Here is a 14,383-nt window from a genome sequence, read left to right as displayed (position 1 = left end):
CCCGCGGAGGGCCGACAGGCCGGCCGCCGGGCGCGTACGGGCGTCGATCCATCTCGCTCCACGCGCCGGCCTGTTGGTCCCGCCGGGCCGAGGGCCGGCCCGGTCCGGGCGGGCCCCTCAGGTCATTCCCAGCTGCCTCCCCAGACGGCGGAGGTGTTCACCGGGCAGGTCAGCCGGTGGTTCCAGGTGCCGTAGAAGACCGTGTCGAACTTGTACCTGCCGTTGGTGCAGTCGACGTAGACCTTGTAGCCGTTGCCCGAGCAGGTCATAAAGAAGTCCCGGCCCGAGACGCGCCCGTTCCAGCAGCGCCCCAGGCCACGTTCGCTGCCGCTGCCGGCGCGTTCGGCGTTGTCCGTGGCAGTGGGCGCGGACACGGAGGCGCTGGAGCTGTCGGTGCGGCCGTCGTCCACCGAGGTGGACTGGGCCACGGCGTCGCCCGGACCGGGCTGCGCGGCCGCCGGCGACGTGATGCCGCCGAGGGCGCCGAAGGCCAGGAGCGCCGCCGTCCCGGACGAGAGCAGAGCATCGCGGATCTTCATGGGCTGTCCCTTTCCCTTCCCCTGTCGGTGCGCGACGGCGGCCGGGCGGCAGCCCGGCGCCGGCACCGGAAGGTCCCATCGTTCCGGGCCGGCACGGGGCCCGGGCGGCCCCGTCCGCGCCACCCCGAGGGCGCAAAAACGTTGTGAGCCGCAGGAAAGGGGCATTGGCCCGAGAGAAGGATCAGTCACCATATCCTTCTCATAGGCGATAAACGTTTATACGGATGCCCACCGGATCGGGTCGGAGGCGCGCAGGGGGGTTTGCGAGCGTCGTCGAGCGGACGGCGACCGCCGCCCGTCGGGGTCACGACCGGCGGGGTGCCGGCGGCCCCGCCCCTCGCGCGGCCGCACCGGCGACCAGCTCGCGGAAGGCCGTGGGGGTGGTGCCGGTGTGCTGGCGGAAGAACGCGCTGAAGGCGGTGGGGTGGGTGAAGCCGGTGCGCTCGCCGATGGCGGCGGGCGGCAGGGCCGTGTGGACGAGGAGGCGTTTGGCCTCCAGCAGCACCCGGTCGTCGATGAAGCGTTTGGCGCCGCAACCGGCGGCGGCACGGGTGGCGCGGGTGAGCGTGCGCGCGCTGTAGCCGAGGCGGGCGGCGTAGTCCTCGACGCGGTGGGTACGGGCGAAGTCCTGCTCGACGGCCTCGCGGAAGCGGCGGAACGGCTCGCTGTGCGCACCGTCCGGGGACAGCGAGCCCTCCACCTGGGCGAAGCGGAGCAGCAGGGCGGACAGCAGGTGGCGCAGCGCCTCGATGTGGGCCGCGAGGGGCAGGTCGGACAGCCGCCCGTACTCGTCCACCAAGGCGTCGAGAAGACGGTCCAGCGGCGCGGCCTCGCCGGCGGGAGGCGTGACGCGGCGGCACCGGGAGTGGCCGGCGGCGCCGGTGAGCGCGTCCGTGGTGCCGCTGAGGAAGCCGGCCGGGAAGACGATCAGCCGGCCGTCGGTGCGGTCGAGCGGGGTGAGGAACTGGACGACCTGGCCGGGCCGCACCCACAGCCAGTCGCCGGGTGCCAGCGCGTGGGTGGTGAAGTCGATCGAGCAGCGCACTGTCCCGGCCCGGAGGGCGACCAGCTGGTGGAACGCCGGCCGGCCGGGTCGGTGGAGGTCGGCGCGGCGGCCGTGGGCGCGTGCGGTCAGGTCCGCGAGCGAGAGCACCTCGATGCCCGGCGGGGCGCCCGCGCTCGGCCGGTAGGGGATGTCCGCGACGTCGCGGAGGAGCGCCTCCTCCGCGATCTGTCCGTTTTTCTTCATGGCGTGTCCCCAGTGTAGGCGATCGGCCTGCTCCCATCGCCCTAGCGTGGACAGCGGCGCGCGCGGTCGGGTCGCCAGGGTTCATAGGGGGCCATCGCTCATCGGGTGACCGAAAACTCTCACCGGTGGCCGGTCGCGCCGCCTCCTGTGCGCTCCGTGTGCTGCGCTGCACGGCACGCCCCGCCCCCGGTGCGCGGGCGTGCCCCCGCCGGCGCCCGACGGCGTTCCCCTCCTCCGACGATCGGGAGATCGCAGATGACCATCGAGTACGCCACCCGCCACCGCACCCGCTCGCGCATACCCGCCGAGCCGGGCGTCCCCTACTTCATCGAGAAGGGCCACGGAGACCGCGCCCATCTCTTCACCGACCTGGTCACCATCTACGCCGGCGGCGAGCAGACCGAGAACACCTTCAACTTCTTCACCGTCGAGGGTCCCAAGGGCAACATCATTCCCGCCCACTCCCACCCCGACACCCACGAGGTCTTCTACATCACCGACGGCGCGGTGCGGCTGTTCGTGGAGGACCTGGCGGGCAACCAGTACGAGAAGCTGCTCACCCCCGGCGACTTCGGGTTCGTGCCCAAGAACTGCCCGCACGCCTATCGCATGGAGCGTCACCACAGCCGCGTCGTGGGCGTGGCCGCCGGGCCCGGCGGCACCTTCGAGCGGTTCTTCGAGAACTTCGGCGCGCCCACGGACGAGCTCACCCTGCCCCGTGAGCCCGTCGTCCCCGGGCCGGGGAAGTTCGTCACCGTCCCCCAGCAGTACGACGTGAACTTCCTGCCCGACCACGAGTGGCGCACCGGGAACGGGAGCTGACCTCCTTGACCGCCCCGCAGGACCCGTACGCCCCGCAGGCCGCGCATGCCGTGCCCGCCCCGCACGCCGCGACAGCCGCGACCGCACCACCGGATTCCGCCCGGAAGAAGACCGCCTTGCCTCCCGCCCACACCGTCGGCCTCGTCGACGTCCATGCCCACTACGTCACCGACTCCTACGTCCGCCAGGCCAAGGCGGCCGGCCATCTGATGCCCGACGGCGTGCCGGCCTGGCCGTCCTGGTCCGCCGCCGCGCACCTGGACGTGATGGACCGGTGCGGTATCGACACCGCGATGCTGTCCGTCTCCTCGCCGGGTGTGCACTTCGGCGACGACGCGGCCGCCCGCGACCTGGCCCGCGAGGTCAACGAGGCCGGTGCCGAGGCCGTCCGGGAGCACCCGGGCCGCTTCGGGCTGTTCGCCTCCCTGCCCCTTCCCGACGTCGACGGCGCCCTGGCCGAGCTCGCCCACGCGTACGACACGCTGGGCGCCGACGGCGTGGTCCTGGAGACCAACACCCACGGCACCTATCTGGGGGACCCGAAGCTGGAGCCGGTCTGGGCCGAGCTCGACCGGCGCGGCGCGGTGGTCTTCCTGCACCCCACCTCGCCGGTGTGCTGGGAGCGGTCGGCGCTCGGGCGCCCCCGGCCCATGGTCGAGTTCGTCTTCGACACCGCCCGCACCGTCACCGACCTCCTCATGGCCGGCACCCTCGTACGCCACCGGAACCTGAAGGTCATCGTTCCGCACTGCGGCGGTGCCCTGCCGGTGCTCGCCGACCGCGTCGACGGCTTCATGAAGATGTTCATGCCGGCGGACGCCCAGGCGCCGGACGCGGTCGAGCAGTTGCGCCGCCTGTACTACGACCTGGCCGGGCCGGCCCTGCCCCGGCAGCTGCCCGCTCTGCTCTCGCTGGCCGACCCCGAGCACCTGCTCTACGGCAGCGATCACGTCTGGACGCCGGCGGCGGGTGTGGAGGAGCACGTCCGTGGCCTGGACGCCGCGCCGGCGCCCGCGGGCGCGGCGAGCTGGCGGTCCCTGACCACCGCCAACGCCCGGCGCATCCTGCCCGGGCAGCCGGCTCCCGCGGCCGCCGCGACCGCCGACAGCGGCGCATCCGCCCGGGCAGGGCGGGAGGGCTGCTGATGGCTCGTACCCCACCGGCCGCGGCGCGTACCCACGGCCCGGGCCGGGACCGGCCGGAGAGCGACGGGGCCACCGGGAAGCGGCCGGACGCCGCTTCGGCCGTGGTGGGCGGCCGGCCCCGGCGGGTCACCGGTCTGCTGATCGTGCTCGGTTCGCTGACGGCGGTCGCCCCGCTGGCCACCGACATGTACGTGCCGGGCTTTCCGGCGATGGGCGCCGCGCTGCACACGAGCAGTGCGGCCGTGCAACTGACCATGACCGCGTTCCTGGTGGGGCTGGTCGTCGGCCAGGTGCTCCTCGGGCCCCTCAGCGACAGCCTGGGCCGGCGGCGGCTGCTGATCGGCGGCGCGGTCGGGTTCATCGTCTTCTCGCTGGCCTGTGCCGCGGCGCCGGACGTCCGCCTCCTGATCGCCGCGCGCTTCCTCCAGGGCGTGGCCGGCGCCGTCGGCATGGTGCTCGCCCGCGCCGTGATCACCGACCGCTTCTCCGGGGCGGACATCCCCCGGTACTTCGCGGTGCTCTCCCAGATCCTGGGCGTGGCCCCCGTCGCCGCCCCGGTCCTCGGCGGGGCAGTCCTCGCCGTCTCCACCTGGCGGGCCGTCTTCGGCGTGCTCTTTCTCGTCGGCGTCCTGCTCCTGCTCGGCGTGCTCACCACCGTGCCCGAGTCGCTCCCGCCCGAGCGCCGCCACCGCGGCGGGGTCGCCGGCACGTTCCGGGCGATGGGGCGCCTGCTGGGCAACCGGCCCTTCATGGGCCAGACACTCGTGCTGGGGATGGCCTCCGCCGCCCTGTTCGCCTACATCAGCGGCTCCAGCTTCGTCTTCGAGCGCCTCCACGGCGTCACCGCCGGCACATACTCCCTGATCTTCGCCGTGAACGCCGTCGGCATGCTGCTCGCCGGCACAGTCTTCGCCAAACTCGCGCGCCGGGTCCGGCTCAACGCCCTGCTCGTCGCCGGGGTCGCGATCGCCGGCGCCGGCGCTCTGGCCCAGGTCGTGGTCGCCGCGGCCGTCGGCGAGACCCTGGCCGGGACGTGGATCACCCTCTTCCTGGTGATGTCCGGCATCGGCATGGTCATTCCGGCCACGATGAGCCTGGGTCAGAACATCGGCCGGGCCGCGCCGGGAGCGGCGTCCGCCCTGCTGGGCGGGCTGCAGTTCCTGTGCGGGGCGATCGCCTCGCCGCTGGTCGGCCTCTTCGGTGAGGACAGCTCCCTGCCGATGGCCCTGATCATGTGCGCTTCCCTGGCGCTGGCCGGCCTCGCGCTGGTCTTCCTGGTCCGCCCGCGGCAGGGGCACGGGGAGGTCGGCGTGAAGTCCCCGGCGTAGGGCGGCCCCTTGGGAACGGCCGTGAAGGATCGGTCCGGCGCCGGACGAGCGCCGGACCGGTCCGGCGGCCTCGTACATCGCACGGCCGGCAGGCCCGTCAGCGGCGGGTCCGCGTCGCCTGTTGCGCGTCGGCGTGGAGGTCGCGGATCGCGTCGGCGAGGTCCGGCAGGTCGGAGAGGTCGATGTTCCGCCGGGAGGCCGCGTAGCCGATCAGGCCGAGCAGGCGGTGCACGATGTCGGTCTCCTGCTGCCGCCGGTGCCAGTCCGGGCCGTCCAGGCTGTCCTCCTCCACGGGGGCCGGCGGGGCGCCGCGGAACGTCTCGTCCTCGGCGACGCACGCGCGAAGGACCTCGGGCCAGCGCAGCGGCTCGGGGATCGGCCGCTCCCCCGTGTCGGACCTGCGCAGGGCGTGCAGGAGCCGCGCCTCGGCCGACCGGTCCACGCGCTGCTGGAGGTCCTCGACCGCCGCCAGTTGGGCGGCGACGCGCCGAATCCGGGCCGCGTGGGTCAGCGCCCAGTGGCGCTCGGCGCGGCGGCTCCGGCGCTCGCGGACGTACTCGACCCGCTCGCTCTGGGTGCGGGGCACCGTGCCGTCGGGGCGGGTGTGGGCGCGGTTGAGCTGCAGGTGCCGGCGCTCGGCCGCCTGGCGGCCGCTGAGCTCCTGCCACTCGGCGATGCGCGCCCAGGTGATCCGCTTCATGCGGGCCAGGGTGGTGAGCTTCAGCTCGTCGTGGTCGAGCTTCTCCCGGAGCATGCGGATGATCAGCAGGGTCGCCAGGATCTCGTCCTCCCCGGCGTCCGGCTGCAGGATGCCTTCGGCCCGTTTGCAGATCCGGTCGTAGGCGCGGGCCACGTCCATCAGGCGGCCCGGGGACCCGCTGGCGAACCGCGGGATCTGACGAGAGCCGGGTAACTTCTCGGTGAGCAGTTCCCACGCCCTGGCCCGGTTGTCCCGACCGTCCCGACCATCCCGGCTGTTCCGACTGCCGCGGCCGTGCCGGCCCTCCCGGCTACCGCCGTCGTCCTGGCCCCCGCGATCGTCCCGACTGCCGCGATCGTCCTGGCCGCCGCGGTCGGCGCGGCGGAGCGGGGTGCTCGGACGCCGGCTGCCCTCGGCTCCCGATGTCGTCCTCATGACGACTCCTCGCGTCGTCCCGCGGACGACGCTGTCGGCTCCTGCGACGTCGGGGCCACGGCGTGGTCGGGCCCCGGCGTCGCCTTCGCGGCCGTGGCGTTTCCGGGTAAGGACGCTCTCCGTTCGCGGCGGTGGCTCGCGCGCCGCCGGCCGGAGCGCAGCGCGCCGATCACCAGCGTCGTGAGCGCGAACATGACCGCGGCCACGTACTGGGCTCCGGCCTCGTGCAGGAATGTCATCAGCATCGTCGTGTCGGCGCACGTCATTCGGGCGCGCCTGCTCCTTCAACGGCTCGGGGGCGAGGCCCTGCCCGCCCGACGCTCACGAGGGCCCGGCCCGTCGGGGCCGCTCGCACGCGTCTGCGGAGGAGGGTGGGAAGGCGGCACCGGCGCGCCGCCCGTGTCGGAAGTGTGCCGGGCGCGCCACCCCCGCCGCGCCCGGTCTCCCCCGTCCCGGTGAAGCGCCACCTTGCGCCACCCTCATCAAGCGCGCATTCACGGCATAGCGGAGCGCTGATCCCCTACCGGAATGTCGTCTTCAGGCTGCGCCGGCCGGCCGCGCGGGAGGGCCACCCGGCTACGGCGCCGTAGCGGTCGCGGCGCGCTCGCCGTTCGGGAGGAACAGCCCGTCCAGGTGTCGATCGATGGCGGCGAGCACCTCCTTCGGCGTCACCACGTCCAGTTCGAGGAGGGTGGCGAAGCCGGTGAGGGCCAGGAGGAGGTTCGTCTCGGTCACCGGGTCGCGATCGCTCCCGATGAACCCGTCGGCGATCGCCCGGCGGACCAGGTCCTCCACCATCGCACGCCCCTGGACGAGGCCGTCGCGCGCCCGCGCGTGCACCTTCTCGTCGTGCAGCGCCTCCAGGACGTAGGCGGCGTGCATGCGGCTGGTCGCCCGGGCGTCGGCGTGCAGCGGGAGCGTCTCGACGAGCATGGCGCGGAGCGTTTCGCGGGGGTGCGGCCGGTCGCCGAGCCCCGCCAGGCTCCGGCCGACGCGCAGCGCGGTCTGCTCGGACGCGAAGTCCACGGCGAAGGAGAGCATCGCCTCCCGGGAGGCGAAGTAGTGCTGGAGCTGCCCGTGGGACATGCCCGCCTCCCGCGCGACCTCACGCACGGTCAGATGCGCGACACCGCGCTGCTCCACCACCCGCCACAGCGCTCGGGCGATCGCTTCGCGGCGCTCGCGGTGGTCCACCTGCTTCGGCATGCCGACCTCCCGGACCTCTCCGGCCATTTTTCCAATACGATTGACATAATACATCTGACCGATAACGTTGGGGAATCCCGTGGGAGGCCCCCGCGGAGAGAGGAAGCGACATGCCGGAGCAGCCGAGGGCGCGTACCGCGGAGGGTGTCGTCGAGGGCCGCTGGCGCGGAGGGCACGCGGTGTTCCGCGGCATCCCGTACGCCCGGCCGCCGGTGGGAGAGCTCCGCTTCGCCGCACCCGCCCCGCCCCGACGCTGGGAGGGGACACGGCAGGCGGCGGACTTCGGCCCCGCCGCCCCGCAGTCCGTGCCCACGCGCACCCCCGCGGCCGGGGGCGTCAACAGCGAGGGCGGGAACAGTACGGAGAAGGCGGAGAACGCTGAAAACGCGGACTGGCTGACGCTCAACGTCCGCACCCCGGACCCGGGCACGGCGGGTCTGCCGGTGCTCGTGTGGATACCCGGCGGCGCCTATATGACCGCGGCCTCGGACGACCCGATGTACGACTCGTCGGCGCTGGCCGGGGCCGGGCTCGTCGTGGTGAGTCTCAACTACCGGGTGGGCGCCGAGGGGTTCGCCCTCCTCGACGGCGCCCCGCCCAATCGGGGGTTCCTCGACCAGATCGCGGCGCTGCACTGGGTGCGGCGCAACATCGCCTCCTTCGGCGGGGACCCCGACCGGGTCACCGTGGCCGGGCAGTCCGCCGGCGCGGGCTCGGTCGCCGCCTTGCTGACGATGGAGCCGGCGCGCGGCCTGTTCCGGCGGGCCATCGCCCACTCGGTGCCGGGCGCGCACTGCACCCCCGCCCTGGCGGAACAGGTCGCCACCGCCCTCGCGGACCGGCTCGGCACCGTGCCCACCGCCGCCGCGCTCTCCGGCGTCGACCCCTGGCGCCTGGCCGACGCGGTCGCCGCCCTCGGCGCCGAGCTTCCCGGCCGCCGTGACACCTGGGGCCGGCTCGCCCAGGCCGGCATGGCCATGTGCCCCGTCGTCGACGGCCAGGTGCTCCCGGAGACCCCCTGGTCCGCGCTGTCCGGTGGCCGCGCGAGCGGGACCGAGCTGCTCGTCGGTCACACCCGGGACGAGTTCCGGCTGTTCAGCGTCATGACCGGGCGGCTGGGCACCTTCACCGACGAGGACGCCCGTACGGCCCTGGAGCTGTTCGCCCCGGCGCCCGACGGCCCGGGCGCCTACCGGGCCGCCTGCCCGGGAGCCACCCCCGAGGAGCTGCTGGAGACGGTGCACTCCGACGCTCTCTTCCGGATGCCCTCACAGCAGTTGGCCGAGGCGAACGACGCGGCCGGTGGCACCTCGTTCCTGTTCGAGCTGCGGCTGGCCTCCCCCGCCCTCGGAGGGGCCCTGGGCGCCTGCCACAGCCTCGACGTCCCCCTGGCGTTCGGCACGCTGGACAGCCCCACCGGCAGACAGCTCTTCGGCGACGAGCCCCCCGCCGAGGCCGTCACGGTGTCACGGGAACTCCAGCGGGCGTGGGTCCGGTTCGCCACCACCGGCGACCCCGGCTGGGCCGCGTACCGCCCCGATCAGCGCCTCACCCGCGTCCTGGACGCGGACGCGCGGACCCTGCCGTACCCCGAGGAGGCTTCCCGCCGGATCTGGGAGGGCCGCCCCCCGGCCCCCTTCGATCTGCTGTAGCCCGGCGCGGGGGCCGCGCGGGTCGGGGGTACGGGATCGGCTCAGCCACCCATCCACGGAACGCGGCAGGCGTGGGGTGCCGAGCCCTCCGGGCACAACGCCTCGATCACCGCCTTGCGGATCGCTCGCCACGTCCGCAGGGAACACACCACGCGCACGCGCAGCTCGACCGGTTCCCGCGCGCCGCTGTCGTGACCGGGGTGTTCCCAGGCCCACTGCTCCGCCAAGTGGTCGTACGCGTCGGCGGTCGTCAGCTCGCTCCCGTGAACCGTGCGGGCGACGGTCACTTCGACGATCCGGGCGCTCCGGGGCGCCACGGCCTCCTTGACGAGTCCCCTCACCCAGGCCAGCCCCTGTTCGTCCGCGTAGAGACCGAACCTCAGGGTGCGCGTCCTCAATGTCATCAGGCCTTCCGTTCGACCGAACCGGCAAGGGTCGCCGCGGGCTCGTACAAGAATCGCACGGCGGCGACCCTCGCCGTTCGGCTCAGCTCGGACGGGCCGTGACGTACGCCTCGATCGCGTCGCGCTGGTACGCGGCCAGGCCCGGCGCGATCGTCTCGTACGCCGCGCGCCACTGCTCGTTCTCGACGCAGGCGCGCCCGATCTCCCGGTACTCATCGGCGGAGACCGCTCGCAGCTCGGCCAGCGCCCGGTACTGGTCCGCCATTTCGCCCTGCACCGCGTCCGCGTCCACGGGCGCGCCGGCGGCCATCAGCTCGGCGAGGCGGATCATCCGCGCCGTGCGCTCGCGCTGCCCGGCCTCGATCTCCTCCGGGCTCATCGCCGCGGTGGCGCGCGCCACGTCGTCGGCCAGCTCGGGGAAGTCGCGCATGCTCTCCTCGTACACAGCGGGGCGAACGCCCTCGAACAGGTTCTCCGGTCGGTTGATGCCGGTCATGGGGCTGCCGTCCTTCCTGGACTGCTCCAGTTCGGTGATCGTGCGGGAGACGGTGTCGGCCAGGGCGTTCAGCCGGTCGCGCTCGGCGAGGAGCCGCCGGTGGTGGCCGCGCAGGGCCGCGACCTCGTCGACCTGGTCGGCCAGGACCTTCCCGATCTCGGGCAGGCCGAGGCCGAGGGACCGGAGTACGAGGATCTGCTGCAGCCGCAGTAGTTGCCGCTCCTCGTAGTAGCGGTGGCCGTTGGAACCGATGCGGGCGGGCGGCAGCAGGCCGATCTCGTCGTAGTGCCGCAGCGTCCGGGCCGTCACGCCCGACATCCGGGCGACCTCCGCGATCGGCCAGGCCATCGTCGCCTCCCCCTCATGCACGAGTACGTCACAGGGCCGGTCTTTCCGGCCCTGGTCACGACGGTAGAAGCTGCCGCAGCGGCAACTTCAAGTCCGGCCGGCGCCCTTGCGCGCGGGCCCGCGTACGCCCGTACTGATCACCGTTTCACGATCACCGTGCCACGAGCCGGCCGCGGGGTTCGGCGCCCTGAGCGGTTCGCCGGGCGGGCCGTTCACCGGTCGGGTCCTGCCGGAGGAGACGGCCGAAGATGGCGGCGCAGGGGTGCGGGTCGGCGCGGGGATACGCGTAGGTGAGGACGGCGGGCGGGGCGCCCGTGAGCGGCAGGTACAGGATGTCCGGGTCCGGATGCCGCGCGGCCACCGACACCGGGAGCACGCCGACACCGCGCCGGGCGGCGACGGCGTGCAGGTACTCCTCGATGTTGGAGGTTTCCGCGCCGATCTCGGGGGTGGCGTCCGCCGGCCAGTCCCGCGGGGTGAGCATGCCGCTGACGTTGTTGACGACGAGACAGCGGCGCCCCAGGTCCCGCCACGTGACACGATCGCGTACGGCCAGGGTGGAACTCCGGGAGACCGCCGCGATACAGGGCTCGCGCAGGATTTCGGTGGTGACCAGCCGCGGGTCGTGGACGGCTCCCCAGAGCAGCGCCGCGTCGACGGAGCCCTCGCGCAGTCCGGCGGTGCGGTCGTCCCGGCGCACGATCTCCACGCGGACGAGGTGCCGCTCCTCCAGCGCGGCCTGTGCCTGGCGGCCACGCTGGAGGGGGAAGCCCCAGGCGTAGCCGAGGCGCAGGGAGGACGGCGGCTCGGTGGGCCGGAGCGCCGTTTCGAGCTGGGGCAGCAGGAGTTGGAGATCGGCCTGCAGACGGTGCCCCTCCGCGGTGAGGCGGGGGTGGCGGGTGCTGCGGTCCAGCAGCGTCCGGCCCAGCACGTCCTCCAGCCGCTGGATGTGCCGGCTGAGAGTGGGCTGGGAGACACCGAGACGGTCGGCGGCCCAGGTGAAGTGCTGCTCCTCGGCCAATGTGAGGAAGTACCGCAAGTGACGCAAACCGATGTCCATGGGTGTCATGCTAGTCAGCTCCCCGGCCGGCTCCGGCTCCGGCCGTTTCTCCCGACCGCGGCTGTCCGGGCGGCTCAGGACGGTGTGGCGGCCCGCTCCCGGCGCCGGACGGCGCCGCGCACCACGGTCAGGTGCAGGACGAGGGCGGCCAGGGCGAGGGCACCCGTGCAGTACGGCAGGGCGCCCGGGGAGGTGCCCAGGCCCAGTACGACGCCACCGAGCGCGGACCCGATGCCGCTGCCGAGATAGACGGCGGAACTGTTGAGCGAGACGGCGACCGTGGCCTGTTGGGGCTGGGCCGCGATGAGCTGGTGCTGCTGGGGCACCTGTACGGCCCATCCGGCCGCCCCCCAGATCACGAGCGGGACGACCGCCAGGGCCGCGGCGGTGCGGGCGGCGGCGGGGAGGACGAGCTGGGCGGCCGCGATGAGGGCCAGGACGCAGGTGACCGCGGCGAAGGGGCGGCGGGTTCGGTCCACGACGGGGCCGATGAGGAGGCTGCCGACGATGCCCCCGGCGCCCCAGGCCCACATGGCCCAGACCGTCCGGTCGGTGTGGGCGGCGTCCTGGAGGAATTCGGCGAGGTAGGTGTACAGGCCGAGGCTGGAGATGCCGCCGAGCAGCGAGACGGTGACGATGCCGGCGACCCGGCCGTCGGCGAGGGCGCGCACCCGCCGGCCCAGCGGGGGCGGGGCGCTCACCTCGACCTTCGGCAGTCGTGCGATGCCGATCAGAGCGACCACGCCCAGCGCGGTGATCAACCACAGAGTGTTGCGCCATCCCATGTGCGACGCGAGGAGCATGCCGGCCGGGACGCCGATGACGGTGCCGATGCTCAGCCCGCCCATGACGGTGGCCAGTGCGCGGCCACGCCGTTCCGGAGAGGTGAGGCCCGCTGCCGTGGCGGCGGCGATGGGCGAATACACGCCCGCGCCGATGCCCGCCACCGCGCGGGCGGTCAGCAGGACCGCCAGGCTCGGGGCGAGGGCGGTCAACGCGTTGCCGGCCGTGAAGACCACCAGCGCCACGCCGAGCACGACCTTCGCCGACCGCCCGGCGAGGAGGGTGGCGAACACCGGCCCGCCCAGGGCGTAGCAGAGCGTGAAGACAGTGACCATCTGCCCGGCCGAGGACGCCGGGATGCCCAGGTCGCCCGAGACCAGGGGCAACAGCCCGGCCATCACATAGGCGTCCACGCCCAGCGCGAACGTGCCCAGCGCCAGCAGCGGGATGAATCCGCCGCGCCCGTCGCGTGCCTTCGGTGTGACTGTTTCCGTTGTCTGTGCGGCGCTCATCCGCGGCGCTCCCCATCCGTTCCGTTCTTGTGCCTGTCGGCCGTTGGTGAAGTAGCCGGCCGGCCCGGTCACCGCGTTTCATTTGCGTACAGTGACCCCCCGGCCCGCAAGCCGATGACCTGCATCTCTCATGCGTCTTCCGTATGCGCGCACGTCATCGCGGCCGACGGCGGCCCACGAGATGCCGGTCACAGGACCGGGAACGCGTACGCGGCGGGGCAGGGGGCGGAGCACCGCTCCCAGGACGCGGCGTCCGCTGTCGCGGCGCGCGGCTACCGCGCGGCGGCGAGGACGAGCGAGGCGAGGGCCAGGCCCAGGAAACCGGCGGGGAAGGCGAGGTTGTGGAACACGCGCCGGCGGACGTGCAGGACGACCGCGCCGAGGAAGAACAGGACGAGCCCGGCGGCCGCGGCGATGCCCAGCGGGCGGAGGCCCAGGAGACCCAGCAGGAGCCCGGCCGCCCCCGCGGCCTTGAGCGCGGCCAGCCAGGGAATCCAGGACCGCGCGATGCCGACCTCGGCGGAGTTCGCGAGGACGAACCGGGCCCTCATCAGATCCGCGACGGCTACCGCGGCGTTCGCCGTGACGGTGATGACGGTGACGACCACGTAGGACGCGAACACGCGCTCCCCTTTCAGCCCGATGCGACGGGGCGGCGGCCCCATCGCTTCGCTTTCCGCTCTTCTTCTTCCGCTTTTCGCGTCGAGCCTCGTCGAGACCTGCCGGGGGCGTCCAATACCCGTATCCATAACCTGATGGCATGGACGTCGACACCCGGTTGCTGCGCTCCTTCCTCGCCGTCGCGGAAGAGGAGAACCTCACCCGCGGCGCGCAGCGGCTGTACGTTTCGCAGCCCGCGTTGACCAAGCGGATCAGGCAGTTGGAGGCCCGGCTCGGGGTCGCGTTGTTCACGCGCTCGCGGTCCGGCATGGCCCTCACGGCGCCCGGACGGGCCCTGGCCCAGCGGGCGCCCGACCTGCTGGCCGCGTGGGACCGGTCCGCGCGCGAGGTGAAGGCGGCGGCGAGCCGGGAGGAGCTGGTGCTGCGCGTCGGTTTTCTCGCCAGCGCCGCCAACGAGGCGACCCAGCGCATCATCGCGGAGTTCTCCCGGTGCCGGCCCGGTTGGCGGGTCGAGATGCGGCAGGCCTCCTGGTCGAACCCCTCCGCCGGGCTCGCCGACGGGGAGGTCGACGCGGCGTTCGTCCGCCTGCCCTTCCCAGGACAGCGAGCGCTGCGGGTGGCGGTCCTGTTCGACGAACCCCGCTGCGTCGCGCTCCCCGCCGCGCACCCCCTGGCCGGACGCGACGTGATCGCTTTCCGGGATCTGTGGGACGAGCCGTTCGTCGCGGCCCCGCCCGAGACGGGTGCGTGGCGCGACTACTGGCTGGCCGCCGACGAGCGCGACGGTCGCCCCGTGCGCATCGGCGCGGTGACCGAACAGCCGGACGACTGGCTCAACGCGATCGCGAACGGGTACGGCGTCGCCCTGGCCCCCGAGTCCGCGGCCCGCTTCTACGCCCGCCCCGGCATCGCGTACCGCCCCCTCACCGGCGTGGGGCCGAGCCGGGTCGCCGTCGCCTGGGCACCCGCGGACGACACCACCGCGGTCGTGCGGGACTTCGTCCACTGCTGCCTGACGCCATGACGGATCGCCCGCATGACGCATCACCCGCCTCGGGCGGTCACGCCCACCGCACGCCGACG

At 73.8% G+C, this 14,383-nt stretch carries 15 protein-coding genes; 5 read left to right on the top strand and 10 right to left on the bottom strand.

All coding sequences use genetic code 11. The features are described from left to right. Positions 1-122: 122 nt before the first annotated feature. Positions 123-539, bottom strand: coding sequence for a hypothetical protein (locus ACSNOD_RS05505; protein WP_436765591.1), 417 nt, complete (start codon positions 537-539; stop codon positions 123-125). 304 nt (positions 540-843) lie between these two features. Then, positions 844-1,788: an AraC family transcriptional regulator gene (locus ACSNOD_RS05500; RefSeq protein ID WP_436765590.1), complete on the bottom strand. Its 945-nt coding sequence runs from the start codon at positions 1,786-1,788 to the stop codon at positions 844-846. Between the two features lie 255 nt (positions 1,789-2,043). On the opposite strand from ACSNOD_RS05500, the gene ACSNOD_RS05495 reads away from it, so the two are divergent. The 3 genes from ACSNOD_RS05495 (at position 2,044) to ACSNOD_RS05485 (ending at position 5,083) form a co-directional block, all read left to right on the top strand. Continuing rightward, on the top strand, positions 2,044-2,610 hold the full coding sequence (locus ACSNOD_RS05495) for a quercetin 2,3-dioxygenase (protein WP_436765589.1): 567 nt from the start codon (positions 2,044-2,046) through the stop codon (positions 2,608-2,610). A gap of 116 nt (positions 2,611-2,726) precedes the next feature. After that, positions 2,727-3,755: an amidohydrolase family protein gene (locus tag ACSNOD_RS05490; RefSeq protein WP_436765594.1), complete on the top strand. Its 1,029-nt coding sequence runs from the start codon at positions 2,727-2,729 to the stop codon at positions 3,753-3,755. Continuing rightward, positions 3,755-5,083 (top strand): multidrug effflux MFS transporter, encoded by a 1,329-nt coding sequence (locus tag ACSNOD_RS05485; RefSeq protein ID WP_436765588.1) that lies wholly within the window; start codon positions 3,755-3,757, stop codon positions 5,081-5,083. Before ACSNOD_RS05490 ends, ACSNOD_RS05485 begins: the two co-directional genes overlap by 1 nt. Before the next feature lie 97 nt (positions 5,084-5,180). On the opposite strand, the gene ACSNOD_RS05480 is transcribed toward ACSNOD_RS05485, so the two are convergent. The 3 genes from ACSNOD_RS05480 to ACSNOD_RS05470 all read right to left on the bottom strand — a co-directional run bounded on the left by ACSNOD_RS05480 (position 5,181) and on the right by ACSNOD_RS05470 (position 7,424). Then, positions 5,181-6,218 carry a hypothetical protein gene (locus ACSNOD_RS05480; protein WP_436765587.1) on the bottom strand — a complete coding sequence of 346 codons (1,038 nt, stop codon included), beginning with the start codon at positions 6,216-6,218 and terminating at the stop codon, positions 5,181-5,183. Continuing rightward, positions 6,215-6,484 carry a hypothetical protein gene (locus tag ACSNOD_RS05475; protein WP_436765586.1) on the bottom strand — a complete coding sequence of 90 codons (270 nt, stop codon included), beginning with the start codon at positions 6,482-6,484 and terminating at the stop codon, positions 6,215-6,217. The genes ACSNOD_RS05480 and ACSNOD_RS05475 overlap by 4 nt, the downstream gene beginning before the upstream one ends. A 310-nt stretch (positions 6,485-6,794) precedes the next feature. Continuing rightward, on the bottom strand, positions 6,795-7,424 hold the full coding sequence (locus ACSNOD_RS05470; protein ID WP_436765585.1) for a TetR/AcrR family transcriptional regulator: 630 nt from the start codon (positions 7,422-7,424) through the stop codon (positions 6,795-6,797). Between the two features lie 110 nt (positions 7,425-7,534). Between ACSNOD_RS05470 and ACSNOD_RS05465 the strand changes: the two genes are divergently transcribed. After that, positions 7,535-9,076, top strand: coding sequence for a carboxylesterase/lipase family protein (locus tag ACSNOD_RS05465; RefSeq protein WP_436765584.1), 1,542 nt, complete (start codon positions 7,535-7,537; stop codon positions 9,074-9,076). Positions 9,077-9,117: 41 nt separating this feature from the next. Here the strand turns inward: ACSNOD_RS05465 and ACSNOD_RS05460 are convergent, their stop codons facing one another. The 5 genes from ACSNOD_RS05460 to ACSNOD_RS05440 form a co-directional block, all read right to left on the bottom strand. Next, positions 9,118-9,480 (bottom strand): hypothetical protein, encoded by a 363-nt coding sequence (locus ACSNOD_RS05460; protein ID WP_436765583.1) that lies wholly within the window; start codon positions 9,478-9,480, stop codon positions 9,118-9,120. A gap of 82 nt (positions 9,481-9,562) precedes the next feature. Then, complete coding sequence (locus ACSNOD_RS05455) at positions 9,563-10,324, bottom strand: MerR family transcriptional regulator (RefSeq protein ID WP_436765582.1); 762 nt, start codon at positions 10,322-10,324, stop codon at positions 9,563-9,565. Positions 10,325-10,475: 151 nt separating this feature from the next. After that, positions 10,476-11,384, bottom strand: a complete 909-nt coding sequence (locus tag ACSNOD_RS05450; RefSeq protein WP_436765581.1) for a LysR family transcriptional regulator — start codon at positions 11,382-11,384, stop codon at positions 10,476-10,478. Between the two features lie 74 nt (positions 11,385-11,458). Continuing rightward, entirely contained in the window at positions 11,459-12,679 is a 1,221-nt protein-coding gene (locus ACSNOD_RS05445) for an MFS transporter (protein ID WP_436765580.1), read from the bottom strand. A gap of 272 nt (positions 12,680-12,951) precedes the next feature. Further along, complete coding sequence (locus ACSNOD_RS05440) at positions 12,952-13,344, bottom strand: DoxX family protein (protein ID WP_436765579.1); 393 nt, start codon at positions 13,342-13,344, stop codon at positions 12,952-12,954. Positions 13,345-13,439: 95 nt separating this feature from the next. Here ACSNOD_RS05440 and ACSNOD_RS05435 point away from each other — a divergent pair, with 95 nt between their 5' ends. Continuing rightward, the gene (locus ACSNOD_RS05435; RefSeq protein WP_436765578.1) at positions 13,440-14,324 is read left to right on the top strand and encodes a LysR family transcriptional regulator; all 885 of its coding nucleotides are present in this window, start codon (positions 13,440-13,442) and stop codon (positions 14,322-14,324) included. Positions 14,325-14,383 lie beyond the last annotated feature (59 nt).

The sequence above is a fragment of the Streptomyces sp. URMC 123 genome, assembly GCF_051386515.1.
In the GTDB taxonomy this organism is placed as follows: domain Bacteria; phylum Actinomycetota; class Actinomycetes; order Streptomycetales; family Streptomycetaceae; genus Streptomyces.
This window is presented reverse-complemented; position numbering and strand designations above follow the sequence as displayed.

Bases quoted from the DNA above. Each gene is read 5' to 3' on its own strand.
- ACSNOD_RS05505 (WP_436765591.1), bottom strand. From the start codon at position 539: ATGAAGATCCGCGATGCTCTGCTCTCGTCCGGGACGGCGGCGCTCCTG.
- ACSNOD_RS05500 (WP_436765590.1), bottom strand. From the start codon at position 1,788: ATGAAGAAAAACGGACAGATCGCGGAGGAGGCGCTCCTCCGCGACGTC.
- ACSNOD_RS05495 (WP_436765589.1), top strand. From the start codon at position 2,044: ATGACCATCGAGTACGCCACCCGCCACCGCACCCGCTCGCGCATACCC.
- ACSNOD_RS05485 (WP_436765588.1), top strand. From the start codon at position 3,755: ATGGCTCGTACCCCACCGGCCGCGGCGCGTACCCACGGCCCGGGCCGG.
- ACSNOD_RS05480 (WP_436765587.1), bottom strand. From the start codon at position 6,218: ATGAGGACGACATCGGGAGCCGAGGGCAGCCGGCGTCCGAGCACCCCG.
- ACSNOD_RS05475 (WP_436765586.1), bottom strand. From the start codon at position 6,484: ATGACGTGCGCCGACACGACGATGCTGATGACATTCCTGCACGAGGCC.
- ACSNOD_RS05470 (WP_436765585.1), bottom strand. From the start codon at position 7,424: ATGCCGAAGCAGGTGGACCACCGCGAGCGCCGCGAAGCGATCGCCCGA.
- ACSNOD_RS05465 (WP_436765584.1), top strand. From the start codon at position 7,535: ATGCCGGAGCAGCCGAGGGCGCGTACCGCGGAGGGTGTCGTCGAGGGC.
- ACSNOD_RS05460 (WP_436765583.1), bottom strand. From the start codon at position 9,480: ATGACATTGAGGACGCGCACCCTGAGGTTCGGTCTCTACGCGGACGAA.
- ACSNOD_RS05455 (WP_436765582.1), bottom strand. From the start codon at position 10,324: ATGGCCTGGCCGATCGCGGAGGTCGCCCGGATGTCGGGCGTGACGGCC.
- ACSNOD_RS05450 (WP_436765581.1), bottom strand. From the start codon at position 11,384: ATGGACATCGGTTTGCGTCACTTGCGGTACTTCCTCACATTGGCCGAG.
- ACSNOD_RS05445 (WP_436765580.1), bottom strand. From the start codon at position 12,679: ATGAGCGCCGCACAGACAACGGAAACAGTCACACCGAAGGCACGCGAC.
- ACSNOD_RS05440 (WP_436765579.1), bottom strand. From the start codon at position 13,344: ATGGGGCCGCCGCCCCGTCGCATCGGGCTGAAAGGGGAGCGCGTGTTC.
- ACSNOD_RS05435 (WP_436765578.1), top strand. From the start codon at position 13,440: ATGGACGTCGACACCCGGTTGCTGCGCTCCTTCCTCGCCGTCGCGGAA.